Here is a 13,920-nt window from a genome sequence, read left to right as displayed (position 1 = left end):
CAAAGCCTGTCGCGAGCGAGCAGACGATATCCCCCTTACCCTTTCCCCAGGGACCTCGCTTTGTCAGGTTTTGGAGAATTTTGTTGCACGTGACGTTAGAAGTAGTATCGAATGTTGGTGACCATATCGCTGACGATCGCATTCGGTCCCGCCACGGCGAAAAACACCAAAGAACGATCGTTGAGGCAGCGAACGCTCGCCATGTAGTTGCCGCTCGTTGCAAACACCGACTCGCCAGCAACCTCTTGCACGTTTTCCGTAAATCCCGTGCGGTAGAGCACATCTCGCGCGCGTCCCAAACAGGTTTGGCTGTCGATTTTCTCTTCTCGCCACGCTGTTGCCATGGTGGTTCCCCATGCCTCGGCAATCGGAGTGACACTCATCAGGGCAGCGACGGACAAGACGTTGAATAGTTTAGATTTTAGTACCATGAGTTAAGCCTCCCGATCGAGACCGATCGAATCGAGTTGTAGAAATTGGATAGAAAAATGGGTAAGTGACCCGAGGGCGAAAATGCTCGCTTTGCAGAGGATAACAGAAGGATTTGCGATCGTGCGAACCAATTGATGGCAAACTTGTTACAGAGGTCCAAAAGACGAGCGATCGTTCGACGGTCATCCCGCCTCAGACTTGTATCGCCTTCAACGAGCGAAATCCATCAAAGCCATGCCATACGTGAGAGCTGAAGGTCAAACCATTCCCTGCGAGCGCGGCGCCAATCTGCGCAAGGTGTTACTTGCCGAGGGCATCGATTTGTACAATGGTCAGTCTTCCCTGATTAACTGTCGCGGTATTGGCAGCTGCGGGACTTGTGCCGTAGCGATTGAGGGGGAGGTTTCACCGGTGAATTGGCGCGATCGCACCCGACGATCTCTGCCCCCCCACGATCGAGAGCGAGATCTGCGCTTAGCCTGTCAAACGAAGGTACTCGGCGATATTCGCGTGACCAAATTCGATGGATTTTGGGGACAGGGAGAGCAAGAGGTGTGGACTCCCGATGGAGAAACCAATGCCGCCAGTGTCGATCGATCTTAAACCGATTTTCGAAGGTGAATGACTCCGATCGTCGAGAGGGAGACACGGACACAATGCGGACTCAATCGGTCTTTCGAGACCCGAACGCCCAACCTTGTTGACCTCAAACCCGGTCGCCATCCTCAAGAACCTTAGTTTTATTTATAGTTTTCGAGTTTATTATCTGTTTATTATCTTAAAGTGGGCAGGTTGAGAGTGGCCGTGCTGGCTGTCGCTCGTTAGCATCCCAAGCCACACCTGCAACTTCGCTCCTGGATTTCTCCTGCATCCAAAACAATTCAACGCTTGCATTTTCTCATCCACCTATGACCAATACACCTCCTCCTTCTCCAACTCCAACCCCCAGAGGCATCTGGATTTCTGGTTTGCTTCTCGGTGCGCTGGTGGGCTTAGTACCTTGGGCGATCGCTCAGTTTATCCCCAGAGACACTGCCGATAGCGAGACCCCAGCCGAAACGGCCGAGTTCAATCCCACCGCTCAAAGCTTTTCTGCCCCCGGCGGCACCCCAGTATTTACCGGACCCGGAGCCACCCAAGCTCCAGGGGAAACCACCCCTGGGGTCACCACCACTACTCCTGGAGTCACCACGACCACCCCTGGAGTCACCACGACACCTCCTGGAGTCATTACAACCACCCCTGGGGTAACCACAACACCTCCTGGAGTCATTACAACCACCCCCCGTCCGGTTACCCAACCCTCTGCTGGGGCAACGCAAACCCCAGGAACTCGTCCGGTGCAACGGCCCACGACGAATCAACCCGCCCCCACTTCCACGAGTGGGACGGCATCGAGCAACACCGACTCCAATCGCCAGCCGATTCGAGGTTTGTGGTAACGGTAGGTTTTTTGCCTCACCAACAGTAGCGGCTCGATTTCCCCGAACCGCCCAAGGCGACTCCACTCCCAAAATTTCGACCGGGAAATCCGGAGTGGGTCGCCAACCCGAGAAAATGCCGAGTCCTCCAAATTCGCAACAGCAAGATGACTCGTGGGGGATGGCGAAATTGCAGGCGAAATTGCAGATGATTCCCCGTTTCCCCAAAAGGCAAACATGACACAGGATATCTTAATTATTGGCGGTGGTGCGATCGGGTTGTCCTTAGCCGTAGAGTTACAACGGCGGGGAGCTTCGGTGACGGTGAAAAGCCGCAACTTCCGTGAAGGAGCCGTTCACGCCGCAGCGGGGATGATCGCCCCCCAAGCCGAAGGCATTCCCCCCGGTCCGATGCTGGAATTGTGCTTGCGATCGCGCCAGATGTACCCCGAATGGACGCGCCAACTCGCCGAGATTTCCGGATTGGCGATCGAGTATTGGTCTTGCGGGATTCTTGCACCGGTTTTGGAAGGACAAACCTGGGAATTCGATCGAATTCCTGCCCGAGAACCGACCCAATCCCGTGTCTCCGTTGCCCGTTCGGGAGTTCCCGCCTACTGGATGGATGGCGATGCCCTGAGGGAATATCAGCCGGGATTGGGGGAGCAGGTGACGGGGGGCTGGTGGTTTCCCGAAGACGGTCAGGTAGATAATCAACTGCTCGCGCGATCGCTGTGGATGGCGGCCCAAAAATTGGGAGTGAACCTGGAAGAAGGCAGTGCCGTGGAGTCCATCGAACGCCAGGATGGTAAAGTCGTGGGGGTTCGCACCCGAGATGGTATCGATCGCGCCGATATTTATATTTTGGCAACGGGGGCATGGCTGGAAGAATTACTGCCAGTTCCCGTCTTTCCCAAAAAAGGACAGATGCTGTCGGTACGGGTTCCCGAGGGTGAAGACTTACCGCTGCAACGGGTACTGTTCGGACCGGGGACTTACATCGTTCCCCGTCGCAACGGGCAAATTATTATCGGGGCTACCAGCGAAGATGTGGGCTTTACCCCCGGTAATACCCCCTCGGGGATGAAGGGATTGCTCGATCGAGCGATTCGGATGTACCCAGTATTGGAGAACTACCCCATTGAAGAGTTTTGGTGGGGATTTCGTCCGGCAACTCCCGACGAACTGCCGATTTTAGGGGCAAGCGATTGGAGCAATTTAACCCTGGCAACGGGACATTATCGCAACGGAATTTTACTCGCCCCAATTTCAGCGAAATTACTCGCCGACTCGATATTAGACGGTAAAACCGACTCGCTTTTAGAAACCTTTAGCCCCCGTCGATTCGATCGCCTCCCTAGCGAATCTAACGGGTTTGCCAGTTCAACCCATCATCCAAGCAATAACCATCGTGCCATGTCCCCAAATTTAACCGTCTCAAGCAGTTCGATCTCCTTTGCTACACCCTCTGCATTGGCAACCTCCTCAGAAGATCGCCTCACTATTGCCGGACGGCAATTCCACTCTCGATTGATGACGGGAAGCGGGAAATATAGCGATTTCGATCGAATGCGCCAAAGTATCGCCGCCAGTGGTTGCCAAATCGTCACAGTGGCAGTGCGTCGCGTCCAAACCAACGCACCGGGACATGAAGGACTCGCCGAAGCTTTAGATTGGTCGAAGCTGTGGATGCTGCCCAATACCGCCGGGTGCAAAACCGCCGAGGAAGCGATTCGGGTAGCGCGATTGGGTCGAGAAATGGCGAAATTATTGGGTCAGGAAGACAATAACTTCGTCAAATTAGAAGTAATTCCCGACCCCGACTACTTACTTCCCGATCCGATCGGGACTTTGGAAGCCGCCGAACAGTTGGTGAAAGAAGGCTTTGCGGTATTGCCCTATATCAATGCCGATCCGATGCTGGCGCGACGGTTGGAAGATGCCGGTTGCGCCACGGTGATGCCTTTAGGTTCTCCCATTGGTTCGGGACAGGGAATCCAAACTGCGGCTAACATCCGGATTATCGTCGAGAATGCAAAAGTGCCGGTGGTGGTAGATGCCGGAATTGGAACCCCTAGCGAAGCCGCCCAAGCGATGGAAATGGGGGCCGATGCGGTGTTGATTAACTCGGCGATCGCCCTGGCGCAGAATCCCCCAGCGATGGCAAAAGCGATGGGAATGGCGGTGGAAGCGGGACGGTTGGCGTATCAAGCAGGGCGGATTCCGGTGAAAGAACGGGCGATCGCGAGTTCGCCGCAAACGGGGACGATCGCTGCGGCAACGTAACCAGAAATGACAACTGGATGAAGATTTGATGTCGAGAATCTGAGTACTCTCGCTCTTGCAAAATCCATACTTCAATCGCAGCTAGATTGCCATCAGCTTTCCGAAGTGGTGAGTGTTGAAATCCGTGCGATCGACGAAATCTTGAAGGGTGCGGATTGTCTGGGGAAACTGCAATAACTAACTCACAGAAAAAGTCGCAATCCACCCTCGCTGCACGAATAATGGCAACAAAGTACTCACGTCAACTCGATCGGCTAATTGTTCGCAAACGACTTCAAATGGCTCGTGACTTTGAAATGCTTTCAGGAATTCCCATTCTGGATCGCTTGGCAAATCGATTCGCATATCGAAACCCTGGCGCCAGAGAAATATTTTAATTCCACCTTCATCCAAGCTGACGGTACGATCGCCTCGATCGTCATCTTGATTCACTTCCCAAATCCGATGTATGGGATAATTGGACTCTAAGGTAAAGCTGTTTTTAGGCAAGTCGAAAATTAGCTTTCCCCATTTTTCTTCGGGAATTTCAGCCAATCTCTGTAAATCTAATTCCGTTGTATCTTCACCGCAAAAAACTCGATGCCAGAACCACTCTAACCTAGCCACATCTGGCAGATAGGGTAAATCGGCAACCGCTTCAAAGTCAGCGAGAAAATCTGGGAATTGTTCGCCATACTCTCCTAAATTAGGGGACAAGCAAGGAAACTGATGAATAAATTTGACCGCAGTTGCCGAAAAAAAATTTTCTCCCACAAGCTGACAGCAAACTGGGTAGATTGACGTTAAGGCACTCGTCAAATTCCCAACAACATTTCCTCGATAAACGGCTAAGCCTTCGGCTGGTGTTAAGTTTCGAGCTGCTTTGATATGCTGGCTTAACTCATCGATGCTTGCAGAATCTCTTTCCCAAACTGCCCGATAAAATAAATTTTGCAGCGCTTCCATTAACGCACCTTTTCTAAAAACTGTTCGGCTTGGTTTGCTTGCGCCATCAAGACTTCAAAGCTGGGAATATTAGTATCCCATTCTATTAAAGTCGGTATAGCGCCAAACCTGGCTAATGCGGCTTGATATAATTCCCAAACTGGCGGATGTACGGGATAGCCATGAGTATCTAATAAATAATTTTCTCGCTCTTCATAACCGGCTAAGTGAATTTCTTTGACTCGGTTTTCTGGAATTCTATCTAGATAATTCAGCGGGTCAAATCTATTATTTATAGCATTCACATAAACATTATTAACATCGAGTAGCAAGTAGCAGTCCGCTTTTGTTACTAATCTCTCAACAAACTCCCATTCAGTCATGGTAGAGTCGGTAAACGTTAGATATGGAGAGGGATTCTCAATTAAAATCTGCTGACCGAGAAAATCCTGTACTTGCAAGATGCGCGCAGCCACATTCTCCAAGACTTCTTCAGTATAGAGCAGCGGAATCAAATCGTTGAGATAATGACCGTTAACCGATATCCAAGATAAATGCTCGGAAACCCAATCTGGTTCAATTCTTGCCGCTAATTTTTTTAACCGATTTAAATAAGTTTGATTTAATGGGTCTGTCGAACCCAGAGATAGTCCTACCCCATGCAGGTTTATTGGATAGTCTTGCCGAATTTTTTCTAAATAATATAGCGGTAAGCCACCCTCTCCTAAATAGTTGTCTGATATAACTTCAAACCAATTCACATTGGGTTTTTGAGTGATAATATATTGATAGTGGAGCGATCTTAAACCAATTCCAGCACCTTGGACTGAAATTTTTTTCGCTGAATACATAGATCAATTTATTTTTCTTAAAATTGTAATTCAGGCTTTATTTATCCTCAAAAAAATAGAAACCAAGTTGCACTGTCGAACTTAGAAATCATTCTTGAAATTAGAATTCGATCGAAGATCGTTGGTTTCTCCCATGCTTGTGGTAAAAACCTGGTTGACTGACAAGAGTCGATCGTTAAAGCGCTATAGCTTTTTTTGGATAAGGGTTTGAGCCCATCTGCTTCGAGCGGTTTCTCGCGGAGTGTTTCACCGACCCAGGAGAGTCGGTCCCGGCAACAGCTCAAACCCCTACCATATGGGTCATTCGCTCGCTAATGGCGAGCATCGCTCGACCCCGCATCTGACAAGGATTCTGGAAGTTTTGTCACTCAACCAAGACCCGTCCACCAACAATTTTCTGGCAAGTTCCTTCAGGAACGTAAATCCACTCATTCGGATCGCTATCTACTGTAGCCCCACCCGAACAGTCATGATTGTTAGCACCACAATCATTCATGCCAGCCTTAACAATGCCAGCGCATTTTTCCATGCCTTCTTCTCCGGCTAGGGCATCTCGATTATTAGTAACCACGCCAATTCCAGCAGTTAATACTCCTGTTAATGCTGTAGCTACGACTACTTTTGTTGTTACATTTTTCATATGTCGACTCCGATGAATTTTAATCTTCAAGCCTGAGTTTTGTTAACTTATACTCAGGGTAAAAAAACTGGCGCAAGAATGCTTTACATAGGGATCGAAACTCTCAATCGTAGAGGAGATTTACAACAATTTTTGCGTTTGTTTTTAATACAACTGAGAACATAGCCGTTCTACATGAATGTTTCATGAAATTAGCCTGTGATTTTCCTGAGACGTTACTGGAAAACCCGCATTTTTCCACTGCTGAACCTCGAACGGTCTAATTGAATCAATCTATATAATCCTCGCCGAAACGGTAGCGAAATTCCTCCTTACGATGCCCTCATTATTCTGCGATCGTCCGTGGTGCCTCCCACACCTTTCCCCATCAACCAATAGGTGGTCATTTTCCCTTTCCCTTTGATTAAAATTTGCCCCCGCTCTTGAAGTTCGTATCGGTCTTTGAGTCGTTCGTAGGTGGCTTGGGTGACTTGAATACTGCCCGGTTCTCCCGACGATTCCATTCGAGAGGCCACATTCACCGCATCTCCCCACAAATCGTAGATAAATTTCTTAATGCCAATTACCCCGGCAATCACCACACCGGTATTGATGCCGATCCGGATTTGGATATTTTCCCCCCGTTCCACTCGAAATTTCTCGACAGCTTCTTGCATCGCCAAAGCCATATCGGCGATCGCCGCAGCTCGATCGGGCATGGGAACTGGCAAGCCTCCAGCCACCATATAGGCATCCCCAATGGTTTTGATTTTCTCCAAACCGTGTTCTTCGGCAAGTCGATCGAAGGTGGAAAAAATATCGTTGAGCAAGTTCACCAGTTCCAGGGGTTGGAGGCGCGCCGAAAGCGGAGTAAATCCCACCAAATCCGCAAATAAAATCGTCACCTCGTCGAAATGCTCGGCTATCGCACCGCGATCGTCTTTTAACCGCGCGGCGATCGGTTCGGGCAAGATATTGAGCAGTAATTGCTCGGATTTTTCCTGTTCGGCTCTTAACAAAGTCTGAGCTTGCTTGCGTTCTTCGATTTCTTGTACCAGTTCGATCGTCCGCTGTTTAACTTTCTCTTCGAGGGTTTCGTTAGCTGCAATCAGTTGTTGTTTGGCTTCCCTCACCTGGGCCAGTGACGCTGAAAGTACCATTGTTTCCACAGAGATCGCGCCAATAAAGCCCTGTAACATCAGCAAAGTGGTATTCAAATTCTCGCTCGAAAGAGAACTGCGACCGTATAGGGTACCGCAAATAGAAATGACCGAGACGATCGCGATCGCCGCACTCGACCCCAATTGACCGAATCGAAATGCTGCCCAAACCATCAAGGGTATCAGCAGATATTCCAGCGTCCATCCTGCAATAAAGGTAACGTGACTGACGATCCAAACTAGGGTTAACCACAGTGCGATCTCGGTCAAACGCCACTGCTTGTGACGCCAAGATATCCGAGGTTGAGTTCGTTTTGACTGCCAATAGGCTCTCAGACCGAGTAAAAAAGGGGTGACGACTAAGACACCGATCAGATCCCCCAACCACCATGTCATCCAAATTTCACCGTATTCCCCCCAACTGGCAATGCGACCCAGGCACAAACTTAAAGACCCGAGGGTGGGAGAGATCGTGCAACACGGGATTTCGATGGCGACGAATCGAAAGACATTGGAGGTACGATCGAATACCTGGCGCCGACCCACCGCTCGCTGGATGAAGAAGTGACCGAGCAAAGCTTGCAATGTCGCTCCCAGACCCACACCGCAGCCCACGACGATCGAGATGGAGATCGATGCCGTGCTGGTGCGATCGAAAAACGCCCAGATGTTACCGATTAACTCTCCTAGAAAGATACCCGGCCAAACTCGATAGCCGAAGAGGGAAACCGCCGACAGTGCGAGTCCCGATGGCGGGTAAACCGGTGTGACGTTCCCCGGTGGAATCGCCGCGAGCTGTCCGAGCCTGCCGGCGTAGTAATATAGAACGGCAAAACCGCCGATGGCAAGCCATTGAACGAACCAACGCCGTGTAATGCGAGACTTAATAAACATGACTCGGTTTGTTGTTGTTTCTGGTGAGTGAATGGGTAACGATCGAGCTAAAAAAAGGTCGAGTCTGGCTTTCCTTAGCTTTAAAAATTAAGGAAATCGCTAACATATTCTATGCAATGTTGCTTGGAAAAAAAATGACACCCGTCACGCCAGAATTGTGTCACTCGACACCCGAATCGAATACCTGATTTTTCCTGCACCCACTTCTTAATTCTTCGTTCGATTCATCCGTTTGTCGGGAATATTACCGACAAACATCTATTTTTTTGCAGATTTTTGATGAGATAAAAATTAACTTTTGATTATTTATATAACGTAAAATAGGTTTCAATTATAATTGAATATAAATGAGACTGATTTTATTTTTGACTCTCACTTAAACTGATTCTATATTTATAGATATAAACTTATTTTTTACAGATTTACAACTATAGCTCAGACAGTCTTATTTCCTTATAGTTTCCGGTAAGAGTTTTTAAAAAACTGATAATCCGTTCGGTATCTTGTCTAGGAAGCTCTCTACCCAGTTGGTATTTTGCCATGATTTGAATCACTTCTTCTAAGGTTTTTGCCGAGCCATCATGCAGGTAGGGAGCTGTCAGTTCGATGTTGCGTAAGGTCGGGACTTTAAAGATGTATCGATCTCGAACATCTTTGGTGACATTATAACGCCCCAGGTCGGATTCAAGCAACTTCTTTTTTCGATTTGAGTAACTCTCAAAGATGCCAATTTTTTGAAACATATTGCCGCCAACATTCACCCCTTGATGACAACTCGCGCAACCATAGGATTTAAAAAGAGAGTATCCTTTTTTTTCCTCAGATGTAATTGCCGTTTTTTCGCCTCTCAAAAAACGATCGAAACGCGAATTCGGTGTAATCAAAGAACGCTCGAACGTAGCGATCGCATCCTTGATATGCTCGCGGGTAATATCATCACGATAGATCTGTTTGAATAACGCCGTATACTCTGGAGAGTTCTGGAGCTTGGCGATAATATCCGACCAACTCGAACCAAATTCTCGTAAGGAATTTGCCGGTCCCTCGATCTGGTCTTCGAGGGTATCCGCCCGACCGTCCCAAAACTGCTTAAAATTAAAACCACTGTTAAAAACGGTCGGAGCGTTCACCGTACCCAACTGTCCGTTCATGCCCACGGAAACCACTAATCCATCCGTGCCTCCCAAAGCCAGATCGTGACAACTGGCACAGGAAATCGTATTGTTGCTCGAGAGTTGGCGATCGTGGAACAATTTTTCCCCCAATTCCACCTTTCGCGGATCGAGAGCGAGTTGCAAGGGAATCGCTTGAATGGGTTCGTCAACAAGCTCGTCCGTTCGAGAGATCGGTAGTTGAGAGATTTCTGAGGGTTGGTTCAAGCGATCGAACTGCCAAGAACCAATGGCGACGAGAAAAAATAAGGCAATGGGAATTAACCAGACTCGAACGATCGCGCGATCGCACCAAACTTTTGTCATCTTAGCCATTAGACCTCGGCACGGAAAAGGGTTAAGGGTTAAGGGTTAAGGGGGAAAGCCAGGAGAAATTCATGACTTCGGCATCGAGCTCGAGCTGATTTTTGATTTCGACCCGATCTCTATAGAGTGCATCGAGTGTAGGGCGAGCAACAACAAAGCGAATCGTTAGTTAGCTTTTGGTATCCCGTGAAATGCGGAATTGGTACGGCAAATCTATCAAAACGGCTTTATCTTGTGGTTACTTGTGATGATACTCCCAGCATACAGCGTCAGCGTCGAACTCAGCCTCCACTCACCACAGGACTTCCGATCGTAGATTTTCCATCGAAATGGTATTCTAAAGCACGATATAGCTGTCTGGGATCTTCAAGATCGGGTCAAGCGAGGGTAGAATTTGGGGTCGGGACGAACCTCCCAAAGTTGATGTCCCATCGCAGTTCACCCAAATCTCGGTAAGCTGTCCCCAAGCGATTTAGTTTGGGCTTGGGTGCTGACTCAACCGACCGTCTCATCTTTTTGGGTCTTAATTTTGAGTGTTGAGCGATCGGGTCTGAAGTTTTTTGTATTCTTATCTTTCCAACCACCGAAAAATCAATCATGTCTACCTATTCCATTAGCGATCGCGATCGTCTTCAACTCTCCGGACTCGACATGCCCCCCCGCCTCTTACTCGGACCGGGTCCTTCCAATGCCGATCCTCGCGTCCTTGCTACCCTGGGAATGCGTCAAGTCGGCCATCTCGACCCCCGTTTCATCAACCTGATGAACGAAGTTCAAACTTTGTTGCGCTATGCGTGGCAGACCCAAAATCCCCTCACAATTCCCGTCAGCGGCACCGGTAGTGCTGCGATGGAAGCGACCCTCGCCAATGTCGTCGAACCGGGAGATGTGGTGGTTGTCGGCGTTAAAGGATATTTCGGACATCGCCTCGTGGATATGGCCGGTCGCTACGGGGCGGACGTCCAAAAACTGATGAAACCCTGGGGGGAAGTCTTCACCCTCGAAGAATTGCGGGCGGCCCTCGAAACCCACCGTCCGGCAGTCCTGGCCCTCGTCCACGCCGAAACCTCCACCGGAGCGCGTCAACCCTTGGAAGGTGTCGGTGAGTTGTGCCGCGAGTTTGGCTGTTTGCTGCTCGTCGATACCGTCACGAGCCTGGGAGGCGTACCCCTATTGTTAGATGAGTGGGGGGTCGATTTGGCCTACAGTTGCAGCCAAAAAGGTCTTGGGTGCCCGCCGGGAATCGCTCCCTTCACCATGAGTCCCCGCGCGGTGGAGAAACTTCATTCCCGTCGCACTCCCGTCTCCAACTGGTATTTGGATATGTCCCTCGTGAGTAAATATTGGGGACAAGAGCGCACTTACCACCATACCGCCCCGATTAATATGAACTACGCTCTGCGCGAAGCGTTGCGAATTGTCGCTGAAGAGGGATTGGCCGACCGTTGGGCGCGCCATCAAGCCAATGCCGAACTCCTATGGGATGGGCTCGAGCAAATCGGTCTCAAGTGCCACGTCGAGAAAGAATACCGCCTACCCACCCTGACGACGGTGCGCATTCCCGATGGGGTAGATGGAAAAGCGATCGCCGGTCGCTTACTGAACGATTACAATATCGAAATTGCCGGCGGCTTGGGCGAACTGGGCGGTAAAGTCTGGCGGATCGGACTGATGGGCTTTAACAGTCGCCGCGAGAATGTCATTACGCTACTCGAAGCCCTCGAACGAGTTCTGCGCTAAGAAGGCGCTCGGGTTTGGGAACCAACGGGTAGGAGGATACAGAGGGCAGAGGATCGATCTGTCCTCATCTATCTATTTTCATGCGATCGTCGCGTCAAATAGAGGAATGCTTTTCACAGTCAAGGTTGAATGTGTATTGAAAGCTCCAACCCCGACTGTCTTGTGATGTCTTACGAGCAGTTCGCCGTTCCCCATTCCCGATTCGCTATCCCAGGGAGGATTTTCGATCGTTCGCATCAGATGCAGTCATTCATGCGATCGCCATTTGAACTCACAGAAGATGTCAAGGGTTAGCAATCCCCCACTTTCGAGATTCCTTCAGCTCCGAAAACCCCCAAACCCGAGCCATCGCGAGTCGGGTTGCTCGTGAGCTATCATGAACCTAACTCGATCTTCGAGCGCATATTTGAGATGAAGTGGGGAAGAGATCGGTTATTTTTAAATTGGGAGAGAGGGCATTTCAAAAATTGGTGAGAACGCTCGCGCAGCTGAGTGTGAGAAACGCCAGACAGAACGATTGATAGCAATTTTGTGTGGCAAATCCCCCAATGCATAGAGGCGTGCGTTTCTTGCAGCAAAATGAGGTCGCCAAGTTTAGGGAAATTCATCTTTGCGGTTGCGTTTTTCGATGACTCGACCGGGATGGTCAACCTTGGTCTTCGACCTCGTGCATCTATAAACAAATTTTTATAAACCCAGTCTATAGATCTGAGCGAGTGAAGTTGGAGAGAGTTTGATGGATTGCGAAAAGGCTTACCAACAGTGTCTACACCGGTTAAAATGGGCGACTCAGACGTTAGAGATCGAGATTGAGACCGCTCAACTATTGTCGATCGCCGATCTGATCGTTCAACCGATGACGGGTCCCTGGCGCTATTTTCACACCCCCGAACATATTTTTGATGTGGGAGGCAAGGAAGATCCCATCGAGGTTCTGGCGGCTTTGTTTCACGATGTAGTTTACGTTCAAGTCGATCGCAGTATTAACTTCAATCTCAGCTACTATATTGCACCATTTGTCAAGGAATTTAAAGGAGAATTACAAATTCGACAGGTGGGAGAAGTTCCCTCCGATGCCGCCTTTGAGATGGTTTTGTCGGTTTTTGGGTTTGCACCGGGACGAGTTCTCTCCCCCATGGCAGGACAAAATGAATTTTTGAGCGCCCTGGTGGCGGTAAAAGCCCTCGAATCGAGCTTCCCGTTTCGTTACCTCACCGAAATTGCCGCTTGTATCGAGGCGACAATTCCCTTTCGCCCTCCCGGGGCGGATGGCACCACCGTCAGCGATCGTCTTTTCGATCGCCTCAAAGCCACGAACGCGCAGTTTAACTTAAACCTGACCGAAGCGAATACGATCGATGCCATCAAGCGGGCGGTGCAGGTTTCTAACCGCGACGTGATCGGATTTGCCCATCGGAGTTCGGCAATCTTCCTCGATAATACCTGGAATTTGCTCCCCGAAACCAATCACAATCTCGTCAACTCCAATTCTTACACCGTTCGTCAATATCGGTCTTCTCTGCAGAAGATGGAAGGCTTTATGAACTTTCTCACCCCCGAGGTGGTATTTCGGCAATTTCGAGGCGAACCCGATGATGCTACCTATCGCCAATGGGTGACTCGGGCGAAAGAAAATATCGAAGTGGCGCGGCTTTATCTGGGGAGTAAACTGTTCGCGATCGCCTTTTTGGAGGCACTTTCCTTGCGCGTCGGTTTGGATATTCCCCTCTCGACAATGATGGGTGAGTTACCATCTCAGTCTCCCGAAGGCGCTCATCTCGAAGACTACATTCCCTGTATTACCAACGTCCATCCCCTCAAAAACGATTTGGAACGGGAGGTCTTGACGTTGCTCCAAGAAGGTCGAAATCAAAGCTCAATTCACGATATCAAACATTCTCCCCTAGCCACGTTTATGGTCAAATCTATTGGGTTTGACGAGGTTCGAGGGAACCTCGATCGCGCTAAGGCATTTTTTAAAAAAGAGATCTCCCCGGAAGACTTTATTGCCGGTTGCGATGCCAAAGTGACGGAAGTCATTACCGATGGGGTTCTTAAGGTGTTCGATTGCCGGAAATCGGCATTGTGTCGTTGAGGGTTAAGGTTGGGTCTTTT

11 protein-coding genes and 1 pseudogene are annotated in these 13,920 nt (G+C 49.5%); 6 read left to right on the top strand and 6 right to left on the bottom strand.

Going from position 1 to position 13,920, the window contains the following annotated elements:
• Nucleotides 1-95 precede the first annotated feature (95 nt).
• Nucleotides 96-431: a hypothetical protein gene (locus AC2215_RS03950; protein ID WP_486808649.1), complete on the bottom strand. Its 336-nt coding sequence runs from the start codon at nt 429-431 to the stop codon at nt 96-98.
• A gap of 235 nt (nt 432-666) precedes the next feature.
• Between AC2215_RS03950 and AC2215_RS03945 the strand changes: the two genes are divergently transcribed.
• The 4 genes and pseudogenes from AC2215_RS03945 to AC2215_RS03930 all read left to right on the top strand — a co-directional run bounded on the left by AC2215_RS03945 (nt 667) and on the right by AC2215_RS03930 (nt 4,139).
• Nucleotides 667-1,035 (top strand): 2Fe-2S iron-sulfur cluster-binding protein, encoded by a 369-nt coding sequence (locus tag AC2215_RS03945; RefSeq protein ID WP_486808648.1) that lies wholly within the window; start codon nt 667-669, stop codon nt 1,033-1,035.
• A gap of 305 nt (nt 1,036-1,340) precedes the next feature.
• Nucleotides 1,341-1,874, top strand: a complete 534-nt coding sequence (locus tag AC2215_RS03940; protein WP_486808647.1) for a hypothetical protein — start codon at nt 1,341-1,343, stop codon at nt 1,872-1,874.
• 216 nt (nt 1,875-2,090) lie between these two features.
• Nucleotides 2,091-3,098, top strand: a pseudogene (thiO, locus tag AC2215_RS03935) (glycine oxidase ThiO); the annotation flags it as partial.
• Between the two features lie 171 nt (nt 3,099-3,269).
• Nucleotides 3,270-4,139 (top strand): thiazole synthase, encoded by an 870-nt coding sequence (locus tag AC2215_RS03930; RefSeq protein ID WP_486808666.1) that lies wholly within the window; start codon nt 3,270-3,272, stop codon nt 4,137-4,139.
• A gap of 177 nt (nt 4,140-4,316) precedes the next feature.
• Here AC2215_RS03930 and AC2215_RS03925 read toward each other — a convergent pair whose 3' ends face one another.
• The 5 genes from AC2215_RS03925 to AC2215_RS03905 form a co-directional block, all read right to left on the bottom strand.
• Nucleotides 4,317-5,084, bottom strand: coding sequence for an HvfC/BufC family peptide modification chaperone (locus tag AC2215_RS03925; RefSeq protein WP_486808646.1), 768 nt, complete (start codon nt 5,082-5,084; stop codon nt 4,317-4,319).
• Complete coding sequence (bufB, locus tag AC2215_RS03920; protein ID WP_486808645.1) at nt 5,084-5,914, bottom strand: MNIO family bufferin maturase; 831 nt, start codon at nt 5,912-5,914, stop codon at nt 5,084-5,086. Before bufB ends, AC2215_RS03925 begins: the two co-directional genes overlap by 1 nt.
• A 364-nt stretch (nt 5,915-6,278) precedes the next feature.
• Entirely contained in the window at nt 6,279-6,554 is a 276-nt protein-coding gene (locus AC2215_RS03915) for a BufA1 family periplasmic bufferin-type metallophore (protein ID WP_486808644.1), read from the bottom strand.
• A 311-nt stretch (nt 6,555-6,865) separates the two neighbouring features.
• A complete protein-coding gene (locus tag AC2215_RS03910; RefSeq protein ID WP_486808643.1) occupies nt 6,866-8,587 on the bottom strand; it encodes an adenylate/guanylate cyclase domain-containing protein in 1,722 nt (573 codons plus the stop codon).
• 428 nt (nt 8,588-9,015) lie between these two features.
• On the bottom strand, nt 9,016-10,074 hold the full coding sequence (locus AC2215_RS03905; RefSeq protein WP_486808642.1) for a cytochrome-c peroxidase: 1,059 nt from the start codon (nt 10,072-10,074) through the stop codon (nt 9,016-9,018).
• A 588-nt stretch (nt 10,075-10,662) separates the two neighbouring features.
• Here AC2215_RS03905 and AC2215_RS03900 point away from each other — a divergent pair.
• Together AC2215_RS03900 and AC2215_RS03895 are read left to right on the top strand one after the other, a co-directional pair.
• Nucleotides 10,663-11,805, top strand: coding sequence for a pyridoxal-phosphate-dependent aminotransferase family protein (locus AC2215_RS03900; protein ID WP_486808641.1), 1,143 nt, complete (start codon nt 10,663-10,665; stop codon nt 11,803-11,805).
• A gap of 736 nt (nt 11,806-12,541) precedes the next feature.
• Nucleotides 12,542-13,900 carry a hypothetical protein gene (locus AC2215_RS03895; RefSeq protein WP_486808640.1) on the top strand — a complete coding sequence of 453 codons (1,359 nt, stop codon included), beginning with the start codon at nt 12,542-12,544 and terminating at the stop codon, nt 13,898-13,900.
• The last annotated feature ends 20 nt before the right edge of the window (nt 13,901-13,920 follow it).

The sequence above is a fragment of the Zarconia sp. genome, from assembly GCF_057467645.1.
Note: the sequence above shows the minus strand (reverse complement) of the source record. Positions and strands in the feature narration are given on the sequence as shown.